The following is a 14,113-nucleotide window of genomic DNA, read 5'->3' on the forward strand; positions in this document are numbered from 1 at the left end:
CGAACCGGCCCTCGCGCGCTGGACGTTCACGGGTGCCCCGGCGGCGGGAGCCGCCGCGCTGCCGGAACCGGAAGAAGTGGCACCGGAAGAGGCGGAACCGGAACTGGCGGAGGACCGCTGGACGCTCGTCGGCGCGCTGCCCGATCCCGACCCGGACGCCGTGCTGCCCTGCGGGCCGGCCGTCGCCCTGCCGGGACTGCCCACGGCCGGAGCCGGAGACGGGGTCGAAGACGAGGTCGGTGTTCCGGTGGACGCCGCCGGTGGCGTGCTGCTGGTACCGGCCGCCGCCCGCTGGACGTTGACCGGTGAGGTGCTGGGGGCGGTACCGGAAGTGGCCGCCGGCTTCTGGGCCCGGACCGGCGCGCTGCCGGTGCCGGGCGCCGCCGGGGCAGGACCTGTGGTCGTCCCCGGGCGTGCGGGGGCCGCGCCACGAGCGTCGGCCGTCGGGGCGGGCCCGGTCGTCGACCGCTGGACGGCGGGAGCCGGGCCGGTGGAACCGGTGGACCGAGCGGCGGCAGGACCGGCAGGCGTACCGCCGGGAGGAGTTGCCGCACTCGCCGGACCGGTGGCACCGCTCGCGGCCGAAGCCGAAGCCGAAGCCGAAGCCGAAGCCGAAGAAGGAGCAGGCGAAGAAGGAGACGGCGAAGTCGTGCGTGTGGCAGGCGAGGTGGGTGCCGCAGGCGTGGCAGGTGCGGGCGGCGTGGCCGCCCGGCTGCCTGAACCGGCCTGTGCCCGCTGCACGTTGGCCGCCGCCGCCCCGCCGGAACGGGACGCCGTGCTGCCGGGACCGGCCCCCGTACCGCCGGCCCCGGCAGCGCGGCCGCTGGAGCCGGTCGCTGCACCGCCACCGGACGCCGCCCTGACGGGCCCCGTCGAAGCCTGGCCGCTGGAGCCGCTGGAGCTTCTGGAGTTGCCGGAGTCGGCCCGGACCGGGCCGGCCGCCGGGGCGCGCTGGACGTCGACCGCCGGGCCCGCGGTGGGCGCGGTCGCCCCCGGGCCGGCGCTGCCCGACGCCACAGGACCCGACGCCGCAGGAGCCGGCGCCGGGGTGTCCGACGCGGTCGGGCCCGACGACGCGGGCCCCGCCGATGCGGGGCCCTGCGCGGTCGGGCTCGACGAGCCGGTGGTGGCCTGAGCTGTTCGTCGGGCCACCGGCAGAACCCGCTGCGTCACAGCGGGCGTGGCGGGCGCCCTGGTCAGCGGGCTCTGCCGATGGGGTCGGGGAGGTGCGGCGGTCACTCGGGGGCCCGTCGGACGGGACGCCGTGACCGAGTGGGCCGCACGCTGTACCGGTACCGGTGAGGCGTCGCCGCGCACCGGCGCCTGTGCGGCCTCCGTGGTGTCGGCGGTCGCCACCGGCAGGCTGCGCGAGGGCGCTTCGAGTCCGGGGACGGGTACGGCCGACGTGGTGAGCGCGTTCCTGATCAGGCCGCCCGGCGCCCCGTCGAGGACCGCGTGGGACAAGGTCCCGGTGAAGGAGGGGTTCTGCCAGGTGCTCAGCCGCCCGCCGAACCCGGAGTCCGCGACACCGGGCCGGCCCACGGCGGACCGCTGGATCGACGGCAGCCCGGCCCAGCCGACCACCGGGGCCGGCCCGGCACCGGCGGCCGCACCCGTGACAGCGGCACCCGGGCTCGTACTCGTATGCCCGGAGTCGCTCGTACGCGCTCCCGTACTCGCTCCGGTGGGAGCGGAACCGCCGTTCCCGGCAGCCGGGTTCGCCTCGGAGGCCGGGGTGACCCCCGGCCCGGGACGTGCGGCGGACGCCGCCGCACCGCCCCTCAGTCGGTCGAAGAACCCCACCCGATCAGCCCTCCGCCTCGCCCCGGGTGACCAGGGACGCGATCTGTTCCGTGTAGCGGCGGCGATCCTGGTGTTCGAGATCCAGGATCGTCTCCAGGCTCCAGTGGAAGTGGTAGGCGACGTACGCGATCTCCTCGTGCAGCCGGTCGGTCGCGTACGTCACGATTCCCCCAGGCGGCTCCCGCCGAGTTCGACCTCGAAGGGCTCCGAGCAGTGGGGGCACTCCACAGCGGCGCGGGTGTGGCCCTCGGCGTTGACCTGCCGGTAGAAATCCTGCAGGAACGCGAGGTCGGAGGCGAACATGTTCTCCACCACCCCGTCGTGCACCATAGCGACCGTGCCGAGCCGGGTGATGACCCGGCCCAGCAGAACCACCGACAGATAGGCGGGGTTCTCCTGGACACGGACGTCCCGCAACGGGATCAACTCGTCCCGCGCGGTGGCGAGACGCATCACGCCGTCCCGGTGCACCGTCCCCGAATCGTCGACGTAGCCGCGCGGAAGCTCGAACGGGAACTCCGTCCGCAACGGCTGCGCCACCGGCGCGGGCGCCGGAGCCGGGGCGGCGGCGGGCGCCGGAGCAGCAGTGTGCTCCGCCGCCGCCACCGGTCCCGGCTCCGGCGCCTCCACGGCCGGGCCCAAGCCCGCCCTGGCAGTGGTACGGCGCATTACTCGATGACCAGTTCTTCGAAGACGATGGTGACGGTCTCGGTCAGCGCGGCGGCCTCGCCGGCCTTCAGCGAACTGGAGTCGATCTTGCTGCACCAGGCGTTGCGCATGTTGTAACGCTTCACCGGGTTGTTCTGGTAATCCATCATGATGATGGAGGCGTTCTTGCGCGCCGTGCTCATCTGGCCGGAGATCGAGTCGTTGATCCACGTCGTGAACGCCGGAGACTGGGTCATACCGCGCACCACGGTGCACTGCCCGTCCTTCTGCACGCCGGGCATGAGGCTGACCTCGGGCCTGCCCTGCGCCGAGTTCGACAGGTGCTTGATGACGTCCTGTTCGATGCTGAGGCCGTTGACCTCGGCGAGGTACTCGACCATCACGCCGTCGATCTGGAGACCGAAATTATGTGAAGTGAGGGCGTCACCCGGGCTGAGACTCATCTGTTCTCTGTCCTTCTGAGGGTTCTTGTCGGTGAGGTACGAGGAGGAGGCGGGGTGCGCGTGCCCGGAGGCACGCGCACCCGGGAGCTAGTCAGGAGTAGGCGGTGCCTACTCCTCCAGCTCGCCGCTGCCGCTGGAGAACTGCGCCAGCCTGAAGATCACGAACTCGGCGGGCTTGACGGGAGCGATACCGATCTCGCAGATCACCCGTCCGAGGTCGACCGACTCCGGGGTGTTGGTCTCCTCGTCGCACTTGACGTAGAACGCCTCTTCCGGCCGCTGGCCGAAGAGGGCGCCGCTGCGCCACTCGTTGACGAGGAACGCCGAGACGTTGCGCCGGATCCGGGCCCACAGGTTGTGGTCGTTCGGCTCGAACACCACCCACTGCGTACCGAGGAGGATCGACTCCTCCAGGTAGTTGAAGTACCGGCGCACGTTCAGGTAGCGCCAGGCCGGGTCGGAGGACATGGTGCGGGCGCCCCAGACGCGGATGCCGCGGCCCGGGAAGGCGCGGATGCAGTTGACGCCGATGGGGTTGAGCAGGTCCTGCTCACCGCGGGTGATCTGGAGCTCCAGGTCCACCGCGCCGCGGACGACCTCGTTGGCGGGCGCCTTGTGCACACCGCGCTCGAAGTCGTTGCGGGCCCAGATACCGGCGACGTGGCCGCTGGGCGGGGTCAGGCGGGACTGGCCCGACGCCGGGTCGAAGACCTTGACCCAGGGGTAGTACAGGGCCGCGTACTTGGAGTCGTAACCCGCGGTCTCCTGACGCCAGACACGGATCTCACGGGCGTTCAGGCTGGGCGGCGGGTCGATGACGGCGACGCGGTCGCCCATCAGCTCGCAGTGCGAGATGAGACCGAGCTGGACGGCCTTCACGGCCTCCAGGTCGATCGCACCGCGCTGGTAGGCGGCCATCAGGTCGGGGACGGCGACCATGGAGATCTCGTCCACGGCCTCCAGGCCACCGAAGCCGGTGCGCTCGGCGGAGTCGCCGAGGTACTGGGCCGGGCCGGGGTGGGAGTCGTCCGCGCCGGCCGGCACGACGGTGCCGGAGGCCGGAGCGCCCGCGAGGGCCACGGTCTGGTTCTCGGGGCGGGCCAGCTGCGCGCTGGGGGCCGCCTCCGTCACGGTGATGAGCTTGGAGCGCTCCTTCACCTGCGTGACGACGTAGTTGCGGCCGCCCTTCTTGGCGGTCACGTCGAAGGACTCGACCGGCTTCTCGCCGTCCTTGACGATCAGCTTGAAGCGCTCGGCGGGGCCCTCGCCGTCGGCGTCCGCGACCTCGACGGTGAGCGAACCGCCGCCGTTGGCCGTGACGTTGAAGGTGCCGAGCTGCTTCGGCTCACCGGCGGTGAGCGCGGCCTGGCCCGCGGAGCCGGAGACGGCGGCCGGAGAGGCGCCGTTCTCCTGCACGCCCGCGGCCACGCCGCCGACACGCACGACGTACGCCGCGCTGCCGCCGTTGTTGAAGAACCCGTACACGGAGTGTGCGAGGTAGTAACCGTCGGTGAAGGCTCCGAAGGCCGCGACGTACTGCGACCAGTTGGTCACCAGGGTCGGCTCATTGAGCGGACCGGTCGGGGCGAGCCCGACGAAGGCCGCCACTGACGTGCCCACTCCCTCGATGGGACGCGAGCCGCTGGCCACCTCCTCGACGTATACGCCGGGTGACAGGTAGGACGGCATGCTCTGCTCTCCTCGGGGTACGAGACAGGTCTTCTCTGACTCTCACGCCTGTGGCATGCCGGTTGAAACGTCCTGAGGTACCTGATCGGGGGCAGCGATGTTGCCCCGCGGGGCAACCGCTTCCATGTAGCGTCCATGCAGATGGCGACGGACCGTCACACGGTGCTACACAGCGGTCTCGTCCTCCGCGCGCTGCACGGCTCCGCCGGCCGCCTGGCCGCCGTCCGGAGCCGAGGGTGCGGCGACGGGCGCCGGGGCGGACATCACCCGGGCCGCGTTGGCCTCGGCCTCGCGCTCGAACTTGTCGCTCGGGTCGCTGACCTTGACGCCGTTCCCGTTGTCCGTGCCCGCCACCGGGCCGCTCCGCTGCTGGATCACATGGGTCAGCTCGTGCGCCAGGGTGAGCGGGTCCTTGCCCTGGGGGCCGAGGACGACATGGTTGCCCGAGGTGAAGGCGCGCGCTCCGACCTCCGCCGTGGACTGGCGTGCCGCGCTGTCGTCGTGCAGGCGCACATCGCTGAAGTTGGCGTTCAGCCGGGCTTCCATGTCGCGCTGCACGGGAGCGTCGAGGGGCTTTCCGGGGGTCGCGAGGACCTTGTGGACGCTGGAGTCCTTGGGCGACGGCGCCGCTCCGTGGCCGCACATCGGGTTGTGCTCGTGCTGCTCCGGCGGCGCCATCCGCCGTGCCACGGCGGCGTTCCCCGCGGACCGCTGGAGTTCCAGAACCGCCTCGGGGGTCAGGGCGGCGGGGGACCGGCCCGCGCCGAGCGCCCGGCCCGCTCCCGTACCGCGGAGGGGGGCGGGCTTCTTGACGCGTGCGGCGTCCTGCTTGCCGGCGGTGGACGGTTGTTGCTGCGAACGCATGCGAAACCCCAGAGCGGCGTGGTGGGTGTAAATCCCACATCTAGCGCACCCGGTCACGGTCCGGTAGGTCCGTCGGGGCAGACCTGAGGGCAGACCCGGGGCCTGCTGCGGCCGCGCGGCGCCCGGCCGCCGTCGGCCGGAACCGCGTGAGCGTCCTCAGGTGCAGCCGATGGCCTCTTCAGGCAGTGGCTCCCTGCCCAGGAGCCGCCTCTTGAAACGTCAACTCGCGTTGTACCGTCGCTTCGTGAGCCTCTGGACTTCCCTGGAACCCGCCTCCGCGACTGTGGACCCGGGTGGCAGTACGACGGTGCGGCTGCGGCTGCGCAACACCGGTGACGTGGTGGACGAGTACCACTTCGAGGCCGTGGGGGACCTGGCTCCCTGGACCAGGGTGGAGCCGCAGTCGCTGCGCCTGTTTCCGGGTACGACGGGTTCGGTGGACCTGACGTTCTCCCCGCCGCGCACTCCGGACGCGACCGCGGGTCCCAATCCGTACGCGGTCCGCATCACGCCGGTCGAGCACCCGGAGGCGGTGACCGTCCCGGAGGGGAACCTGACGATCACTCCGTTCACGGAGGTGCGGGCCGAGTTGGTGCCGCCGACGGTCAAGGGCCGGTTCCGCGGACGTCCGAAGCTCGCCGTCGACAACCTGGGCAACACGAAGCTGACGGCCTCGGTGAGCGGCAGCGACAACGGCGACCAATTGTCGTACGAGATCCATCCGAGCAGTGTGCAGATCGAGCCGGGCCGTGCGGCGTTCGTGAAGACGACGCTGAAGCCGCGGCAGATCATCTGGTTCGGCTCGAAGGAGCAGCGGCCCTACACCCTGGCCGTGCAGCGCTCCGGTGTCACACCGCTGGACGTCGAAGGCATGTACGTCCAGCGGGGGTTCCTGCCGCGCTGGCTCGCCACCTTCCTCGGCATCTTCCTGGCCCTCGCGGTCACCTTCGTGATGCTGTGGATCGCGTACAAGCCGCAGGTGCGCAGCGCCGCCACGGAGAAGCTGGACGAGGCCGGCATCAGCACGCTGGCCCCCTCTCCCTCCCCTACCGTCGAAGCACCCAAGGCCCCCTCAGCCGAACCGGAGCCGGAGCCCTCCCCGTCCTCCGCGGGCGACTCGGGCGGAGGCGGAGGCGCCCCGGCCCCGAAGCCGACGAAGACGAAGGCGCCCGGTGTGGTGCCCGCCTCCGACATCCTCCTGTGGAACACCACGACCAAGAAGTGCGCGGACATCCCGGGCACCGACAAGGGCGAGGTGAACGGCGTGGTGCAGCAGGACCAGTGCAACGAGAGCACCGACGACAACCAGATCTGGAACCTGGAGCAGCGCTACCCGAAGCTCGGCCCCGGCGGCTCCGTCCTCTTCCAGATCCGCAACGTCAAGGACCAGCTGTGCATGGACCTGCCGGGCAGGGGCGCCCAACCCGTCAGGACGCCGATCAACGAGGCCGACTGCACCGGCACCACCGAGGACAACCAGCTGTGGTGGGTCGACAAGCAGGAGAGCGGCGACTACTGGATCCGCAACTACGCCAGCAACAACAAGTGCCTGGACGTCTCGGGCTACAGCACCGGCGTCAACAACACGAAACTGACGCTCTTCGACTGCTCGAACACCGATGACCAGGAGTGGCAGATCCGTCACCCCTCGGACGACTGAGACCGGGGCACCCCTCGCGGCCTCTTCGGGCACGCAACGTGCCCCGTGGCTTCCTGACTTGGTATCAGGGTTACGTTTAACTTCCGGAGTGAGCCTATGGACTTCCCTCGAGCCCGCCTCCGCGACTGTGGACCCGGGTGGCAGTACTACGGTGCGGCTGCGTCTTCGCAACACCGGTGATGTGGTCGACGAGTACCGCTTCGAGGCGGTGGGATCCCTCGCGCCGTGGACCGTGGTGGAGCCGCAGCTGCTGCGGTTGTATCCGGGTACGACGGGTTCGGTGGACCTGACGTTCTCCCCGCCGCGCACTCCGGACGCGACCGCCGGTCCGAACCCGTACGCGGTGCGCGTCACGCCCACGGAGCACCCGGAGGCGGTGACCGTTCCGGAGGGGAACCTGACGATCACTCCGTTCACGGAGGTGCGGGCGGAGTTGGTGCCGCCGACCGTGAAGGGCCGGTTCCGCGGGCGTCCGAAGCTGGCCGTGGACAACGTGGGCAACACGAAGCTGACGGCTTCGGTGAGCGGCAGTGACAACGGCGATCAGCTGTCGTACGAGATCCATCCGAGCAGTGTGCAGATCGAGCCGGGCCGTGCGGCGTTCGTGAAGACGACGCTGAAGCCGCGGCAGATCATCTGGTTCGGCTCGAAGGAGCAGCGGCCCTACACCCTGGCCGTGCAGCGCTCCGGTGTGAAGCCGTTCGACGTCGAAGGCATGTACGTGCAGCGGGGGTTCCTGCCGCGCTGGCTGGCGACCTTCCTCGGTATCTTCATGGCGCTCGCGGTCACCTTCGTGATGCTGTGGATCGCGTACAAGCCGCAGGTGCGCAGCGCCGCCACGGAGAAGCTGGACGAGGCCGGCATCAGCACGCTGGCCCCCTCCGCCTCCCCGAGCGTCGAGGCCCCGAAGGCGCCCTCCGAGAAGGCCGCGCCGCCCTCGGCCGAGACGCAGACGCAGAAGGCGCCCGACGACGGGGCGGGCGGCGGTGGTGGCGGCTCCGAGGAGGAGTCCAAGCCCGCGGAGAAGACCGCGGCCACCGCCGTCCAGAAGCTCGCCGTGGAGGACCCGGACGGGCGGCACATCTGCTACCGGGCCTTCGTGTCGGGCAAGGGCTGGACGGACGCGGTGTGCGACGGCGAGATGGCCGGCACGGTGGGCCAGGAGATACCGCTCAAGGCCGTCAACGTCGCGGTGTCCGGGGTCAAGGGCACGGGCAGTGACGCCTTCGTCCACTTCCCGGACTCGACCAACGGGCAGGGCCACTACATCGATCCGTGGACGTTCGCGCCCGACGGCGTCGACAACTACTTCGGCGGGACCAAGAAGGACGCGCCCAACCTGCTGGGCTTCACCCTCAACGTCGACAACGGAGAGGGCGCCGTCTGCGCGACGCCCCACGTGCGCAACGCCGGCTGGCTGGACATGACCTGCGACAAGTCCGGCGAGGGGCTGGGCTACACCTTCACGGGGACCGTCAACAACGACTCCTGGCTCGAAGCGATCAAGCTCAGGGTGTGACCTGACGGTCGGTCCCACCGCAGCCGCCGGTCCCGCGCCCATGGTGCGCGGGGCCGGCGGTTCTTGTGTGCGGCACCGGACCGGTCGCCGACCGCGGGTGCGGTGCGGCCGGGCGCGCGGTTCGCCGCGTCACGGGGTGGGCGCCGCGGTGGCCTTCTTCTTCTCGGCCAGGTGGTCCTGGGGGTCCTGGAGGTTCGAGGCGTTCGCCGGGTCCTTCAGCATGCGGCGGACCGCCGGCGCGGGCATCCGGATCACCACAGGACGGGGCACCGTGAACTCCCGTACGGCCACGGACCGCCGGCCGCCGGGACCCCGGTCGGTGACCCGCGCCACCACGCGCACGTCCAGGGTGAACTGCACGAGCACGGACTCCAGCTTCGGTTTGTGCAGCGGCATCGAGCCGGCCGCGTTCGCCGCCGTGTCGGCCGCGGTCCCGGTGCCGTCCGCGTGGCCGAGGAACTGGTTCATCCGGAACTCGGTGGCGTTGAGCACGCCCGCGCCGCCGATCCCGCGCGCCGTCCTGCTGTGCTCGGCCGACTGCTGGCTGTCCACGCCGGTCGGGCGGGGCGCGTCCAGACCGCTCTGCGCCACCGTCTCGAAGGTCATCTTGTCGCCGACCCCGAGCACGCGGCCGTCGCGCAGCCGTGCGTGCAGCGAGGCGTGCAGATCCTGGCCCCTGAGGCCGCTCGCGTGCACGGGCGGCAGGTCCGCTCCGGAGGTGGTCAGCAGGGGCAGCGCCGAGGTGAGCCACTCCGTGGACACGGCCTCCCGCTGGATGTGGGCCGGGGCCTCGCCCTTCGTGCGGTACCGCTTGCTGCCGTTCGCCTCCTTCACGGTGTCGTCGATCAACTGCCGTATGGCCGGCGCCCCTTTGAAGCCGTTGACCTGGGCCTCCATCGGCAGGGTCGCCCCGCCGGCGTGCCAGGTGCCCATCCGGTCGGCGCGGGCGTCCTCCCGGCCGGGTGGGGCCGCTCGCCGTTCCGGCTGTTCCCGCGGCACCGGTCGCACCTGGGCGAGGGCCTTCAGGTCGTGCTGCAGGATGCGATGGGTGAGCTGCCGGCCGCCGAGCTTCGCCAGCCCCACCCGGTCGCCGGACGCGTACAGTTCGAGCCACGCCGTGATCGGTACGTTCATCCGCACCGAGCGCGCCGAGGCCTCGGCGACGGTCTTGACGCCGAGCTGGGCACGGCCGGCGGAGGCCGTCTTCTTCGCGTCGCTGTGACCGAGTCCGAGTCCCGCCGCGCCGCCCACGTTCTTCAGCTGGCCGCCGCCGCTGTCCGGCTTTCCGGCCCCCGCGAACACGGCCTCGACCCCGCGCGCGTCGCTCGTCTCCCGGCTGCCCGCCCGCTGGGCCGCGGCCGAGGTGATGTACTCCATGTCGCCGCTGCCGTCCGACACCGTCTCGGCGTAGGTGCCCGGTCCGTCGGGGGTGACCTTGAACACCGCCCAGTACGGCTTCCTGCGCCCGTCGAAGAGCTCGACGGTGACACCGCCGTCCATCGCCCCGGACAGCAGCCCGGCGGCCCCGTCCCGGTCGAGGACCCGCAGCAGCCGCTGCACGTTGTCGTTGCGGTCCTTGAGCTGCTGCCTGGGCAGGAGGTTCTCCGCCAGGGACTTGTGCCCGCGGCGGAGGTCCCCGCGGAGCTGGTCGAGGAGGGGGACGAAGTCGGGCAGGTCCTCGATCGCGCCGAAGCCGAGCGGCAGGCCCGTGGCCAGCTGGGGCTGCCCGGCCGGAGCACCGGTCCCCCGCTCGCTCTGCCCACCCTGCCCGCTCTTTCCGCCCTGCTTGTCCTGACTGCCCTGCTTGCCCTGACCGTCCCTGCCGTGCTTGTTGCCCGCGCGCTCGGCGGCCGTCTTGCTGCTCTCTGCCCTGCTGCTCTCTGCCTTGCTGCCCGCCACCTTGGCGGGCTGCTCGGCGGTCTCCGGCCCGGCGCCCGGCACGCGCAGCCGCGACGCCTTCAACTGGGCCGCCGTGAGCCACACGGCCGCCGCCGCGGGCACCGTCCGCTCGGACTTCGCCACGTACGGGCCACCGCCGGTGACCCCGACCTCGGCGACCATACGGACCACCAGGTCGCAGTGGACCAGGTACAGGGGCTGTTCGCGCGAGGTGTGGGAGTTGCGCTCGATCGAACCGGACAGCGTCGACGCCGTGCTGGAGCCCTTGCTCAGCGTGCGGCCGCCCGAGACACCCTCGCCGACCCGCCAGTCGGCGCCGTTCTGCATGCCCACGGCGCCGACCTGAGCCGACGTGGTCGTCGTCTCGGACTCCTGCCCGGTGGCCTGGTGGCCGCCCAGCGCGAAGGTCTCCGTACCGGGGCCCTTCGCCTGGTGCACGACCTTCGGGTTGGCCAGCGCCAACCGGGTGCCGACCGCGCCGTTCAGCCCGGCCGTGCGGCGCGCGTACCGCAGGTTCTTCACCACCCAGCCGGAGGACACCGCCTGCCGCAGCGCGGCCGTGACGGCCTGCGGGCTGAACCGCTCCTCGATCGCGAGGCGCGGCGCGAGTCCCTCGGCGGCCAGCGCCTTGTCCTCGCGCAGCGTCTTGTTGCGCGCGGCGGCACCGGCCAGCAGCTCGAAGGCGAGGTCCCGGATCGGCTGCCCGTCGCCGAGGGTCTCCACCAGCGTCCAGTCCCGTACCCGCCGTGCGGCCATCGCGTGGGGCTCCAGGCCGGCGAGGTCGCCGATGCCCTCGGCGGCGAAGGTCCGCTGCGGGGGCGCGTGCCGGCCGGTGCGGGCCGCGGTGGAGTTGTCCAGCCGCTGCTTCTGGTCGGCGTCCATGGTGAACGCGGTCGGCGTGAGCAGGCGTACGTCCTGGTCCTCCACGTCCACCGTGCCGATGTGCCTGGCCTCGGGCACGTCCCGGCCCGGGGCGCCGGGTGTCAGGGTGCGCATGGCCTTGCGCTCGCGCGAGGTCATGGTGACGTCCACCGCGAGGTGCAGCGATCCGTCGAACGCGGCGGCGTCGGTGGAGCCGTTGGTCAGGACGTCCGAGCGGGTCGTGGCACCGCCCTGGCCGCGCCGCCCGCCGGTCCTGGTCCGGTCGGCCCGCGCCGAGGCGTTCAGCGCCGACGGGACGATCCGGAACTGCCCGAGGACCATGCCGCCCACCGACCGTGAACTGGAGCGCCCGCTCTGGACGTTGCTGGTGACGCCGGAGTGGCTGCGGACGAGCCAGTCCTTGATGTCGCCGGAGTAGGCGGTGTCGCCGAGGCTGCCGGTGACCTTGATCTGCACGTCGTGCGCGTGCATCCGGGACTTGCGCCGCATCCGTACGCGGATGCCGCTGGACAGCAACTGGTCCTTGTTGACGCTCAGGTTGGTGTCCGACAGGACGGTGAGCAGCTCGCGGTAGTTGCGCCGCTGCGCCTCGGCCTCCTCGGGGCTCGTCCTCCCGGGCTCCGGGTCGCTGCCGAAGGCGGGCAGATAGCCGGCCAGTTGGGGATCGGTGGCGAACAGGCGCTGGATGCCGGTGAGCATCGGCCCGGTGTCCAGCCGGCTGATCGTGACGCTCGACCCCATGGCACCGAAGGGCAGCCGACGTTCGACGTCCGGGGCGTCCTCGGGCGAGACGTCCGAGGCCCGCTCCTTGCCTTTGCCCTTGCCCTTGGCCTTGTCGTCGTCCTTGGCGGGGTCCGCGTCCTTGGCCGGGTCCGCCTTCGGCTTCCTGACCATCTCGTCCGCGGTGACGCCCTCGGGCAGCGGCAGACCGAGTTCCCGTGCCTCGTCGGCCCGCAGGCTCAGCCACACGTTCATCGAGTGGGTCGCCGTTCGGTTGCCCATCCGTGCCTTCATCGCGGGGGAGAGCGGGCCGGTTCCCTCGACGGTGAGGACCACCGTGCCGTGGTAGAGCACCTTGTCGCCGCGGACCTCGGCACCCTGACGGCTGGACACCGTCTGCTCGGACACGCTGAACCGCGCTTTCTTGAGCCCGAAGGTCGGCATGACCGTGGCACGCACCGCGGCGGCGTTCGCCAGGACACCCAGACCGATGGCCGGCCCCGCGCCGGCCGTACCGCCGCTGCCCTTGCCCGCGGTGTCCGTCACCGAGTGCTGGGCCTGCTGATGCGTCCGCAGCTGGGTCTTGCCGGTCTGCCACGCGGGCGCCATCGAGGCGATCGCGGCCCGCATCCGGTACGTGCCCACCGCGCTGCCGTCCTTGGCGGTGAGGTCCTCGCCGACGACCCCCTGGCCCAGCAGCCGGGGCATGTCGTCCAGCACGGTGCTGGTGGAGGTGGCGTCGTACAGCCGGGCACGGCCCGGGGCGCCGGGTGAGGTCAGTGAGGGGTGCAGCACCGAACGGACCTTGTCGAACAGGCCGTTGCCGCCCTCGTGCGGAGCCGCGGTGTCGGTGACCGCGACCGGGGCCAGGCTGCCGGCCCGCGCCACACCCTTCGCGGTGCGCGGGGCCAGTGGCGCGGGCCGGGGCGTCGTCCCGCCGGAGGCGGGGACCAGGTGCTCGGTCGGCACGCGCATGGTGAGCGTGCCCGAACCGCTGAACGACCGCTCCTCGGCGACGTCCTGCTTCCGGATCCGTACGCCGTAGCGGACCTGCCGGAGCAGTTCCACCGAGCCCTTGTCGCTGCGCAGGACGCGTGGTTCGGCCACGCTCTTCTGGGCGCGGGACTCGCGCGCGGACTGGAACGGCTGGGCGTTCACCATGAGCGCGCCGCCGAGCCAGACGCCGGGCACCACCGGAGCGAGGCCGAACGCCGTGACGCCGGCGCCGCGGCCGGCGGAGTCGCCCTCGGTGTGGCTCACCGTGGCCGACGTGTTGTGCTGGACGTCCACCTTGGTGGCCGCGCCCTCGGCCTCCCGCTCCACGGCGGCCAGCGCCGCGGCCTTCTCGCCCCGGCGCGCCGTCCTGGCGCGTTCCTTGAGCGCGGCCGCGGGAAGGAAGGTCTCGGGCCGGTCGATGGAGGCGGGGGAGACGGTGACGGTGACGTCGTACCAGTCCTTGCCGTTCACGCCCGCCACGGAGAAGGCGCGGCCCTGTCCGTAGAAGGTCTCCGGGCGGCCGGCCAGTTCCTCCTTGATCTCGGCGACCGTCCCGCCGGAGTGCCCGATGGTGGTGACCAGCGCGGTGCCCACGATCTCGTGGCCGGTCAGGTGCCGGGCGGTGGAGAGCCCCGGGGCGGTCATGTCCCGCAGGTACGGCGGCAGGCTCAGCGGCTCCGGTTCGGGCGGGCTCACCTCGCCCTCCGTGAGGGTGGGCAGCACGGGTGGGAGCGGGGCGCGGGCGGTGCGGGTCCCGGCCGTGCGCGGGCCGCTGTCGCGCAGCGCCCTGGACGTCGCCGCGTTGCCCGCGCTCTGCTGCATCGCGAGCATCGAGCGCGCCGACGGGCCGGATAAGGGGGCCGGCGCGACCGGGTCGCGTGGCGCCTGTTGCGGGGCCTTGCCCTTGCCCCTGTCCTTGCTCCCGCCCTCGGCGGTCGCGTCGTTCGTCGCCTGCCGCTGCTCGTGCAC

Annotated in this window: 9 protein-coding genes; 3 read left to right on the forward strand and 6 right to left on the reverse strand. The window is 72.1% G+C overall.

What is annotated here, in order from left to right; translation table 11 throughout:
• The first annotated feature begins 76 nt into the window (after window positions 1-76).
• Complete coding sequence (locus tag ACLVWQ_RS17275) at window positions 77-1,135, forward strand: hypothetical protein (RefSeq protein ID WP_414109658.1); 1,059 nt, start codon at window positions 77-79, stop codon at window positions 1,133-1,135.
• A 672-nt stretch (window positions 1,136-1,807) separates the two neighbouring features.
• On the opposite strand, the gene ACLVWQ_RS17280 is transcribed toward ACLVWQ_RS17275, so the two are convergent.
• From ACLVWQ_RS17280 to ACLVWQ_RS17300, 5 genes are all read right to left on the reverse strand, one after another.
• Window positions 1,808-1,966 (reverse strand): DUF6760 family protein, encoded by a 159-nt coding sequence (locus ACLVWQ_RS17280; RefSeq protein ID WP_414109659.1) that lies wholly within the window; start codon window positions 1,964-1,966, stop codon window positions 1,808-1,810.
• On the reverse strand, window positions 1,963-2,472 hold the full coding sequence (locus ACLVWQ_RS17285; protein ID WP_414109660.1) for a hypothetical protein: 510 nt from the start codon (window positions 2,470-2,472) through the stop codon (window positions 1,963-1,965). Before ACLVWQ_RS17285 ends, ACLVWQ_RS17280 begins: the two co-directional genes overlap by 4 nt.
• Window positions 2,472-2,915, reverse strand: a complete 444-nt coding sequence (locus ACLVWQ_RS17290; protein ID WP_362776222.1) for a phage tail protein — start codon at window positions 2,913-2,915, stop codon at window positions 2,472-2,474. The genes ACLVWQ_RS17285 and ACLVWQ_RS17290 overlap by 1 nt, the downstream gene beginning before the upstream one ends.
• Window positions 2,916-3,023: 108 nt before the next feature.
• Window positions 3,024-4,604 carry a phage tail sheath subtilisin-like domain-containing protein gene (locus tag ACLVWQ_RS17295; RefSeq protein ID WP_414109661.1) on the reverse strand — a complete coding sequence of 527 codons (1,581 nt, stop codon included), beginning with the start codon at window positions 4,602-4,604 and terminating at the stop codon, window positions 3,024-3,026.
• Window positions 4,605-4,769: 165 nt separating this feature from the next.
• Window positions 4,770-5,468, reverse strand: a complete 699-nt coding sequence (locus ACLVWQ_RS17300) for a DUF4157 domain-containing protein (RefSeq protein ID WP_414109662.1) — start codon at window positions 5,466-5,468, stop codon at window positions 4,770-4,772.
• Window positions 5,469-5,712: 244 nt separating this feature from the next.
• Here ACLVWQ_RS17300 and ACLVWQ_RS17305 point away from each other — a divergent pair, with 244 nt between their 5' ends.
• Window positions 5,713-7,128: an RICIN domain-containing protein gene (locus tag ACLVWQ_RS17305; protein ID WP_414109663.1), complete on the forward strand. Its 1,416-nt coding sequence runs from the start codon at window positions 5,713-5,715 to the stop codon at window positions 7,126-7,128.
• Between the two features lie 88 nt (window positions 7,129-7,216).
• The gene (locus ACLVWQ_RS17310) at window positions 7,217-8,647 is read left to right on the forward strand and encodes a hydrolase (protein WP_414109664.1); all 1,431 of its coding nucleotides are present in this window, start codon (window positions 7,217-7,219) and stop codon (window positions 8,645-8,647) included.
• Window positions 8,648-8,776: 129 nt separating this feature from the next.
• On the opposite strand, the gene ACLVWQ_RS17315 is transcribed toward ACLVWQ_RS17310, so the two are convergent.
• On the reverse strand, window positions 8,777-14,113 hold the full coding sequence (locus tag ACLVWQ_RS17315) for a hypothetical protein (RefSeq protein ID WP_414109665.1): 5,337 nt from the start codon (window positions 14,111-14,113) through the stop codon (window positions 8,777-8,779).

The sequence above is a fragment of the Streptomyces sp. CWNU-52B genome, assembly GCF_047444975.1.
Lineage (GTDB): Bacteria > Actinomycetota > Actinomycetes > Streptomycetales > Streptomycetaceae > Streptomyces.

Excerpts from the sequence above, each read along its gene's own strand:
- ACLVWQ_RS17285 (WP_414109660.1), bottom strand. The coding sequence starts at position 2,472 with ATGCGCCGTACCACTGCCAGGGCGGGCTTGGGCCCGGCCGTGGAGGCG.
- ACLVWQ_RS17290 (WP_362776222.1), bottom strand. The coding sequence starts at position 2,915 with ATGAGTCTCAGCCCGGGTGACGCCCTCACTTCACATAATTTCGGTCTC.
- ACLVWQ_RS17295 (WP_414109661.1), bottom strand. The coding sequence starts at position 4,604 with ATGCCGTCCTACCTGTCACCCGGCGTATACGTCGAGGAGGTGGCCAGC.
- ACLVWQ_RS17300 (WP_414109662.1), bottom strand. The coding sequence starts at position 5,468 with ATGCGTTCGCAGCAACAACCGTCCACCGCCGGCAAGCAGGACGCCGCA.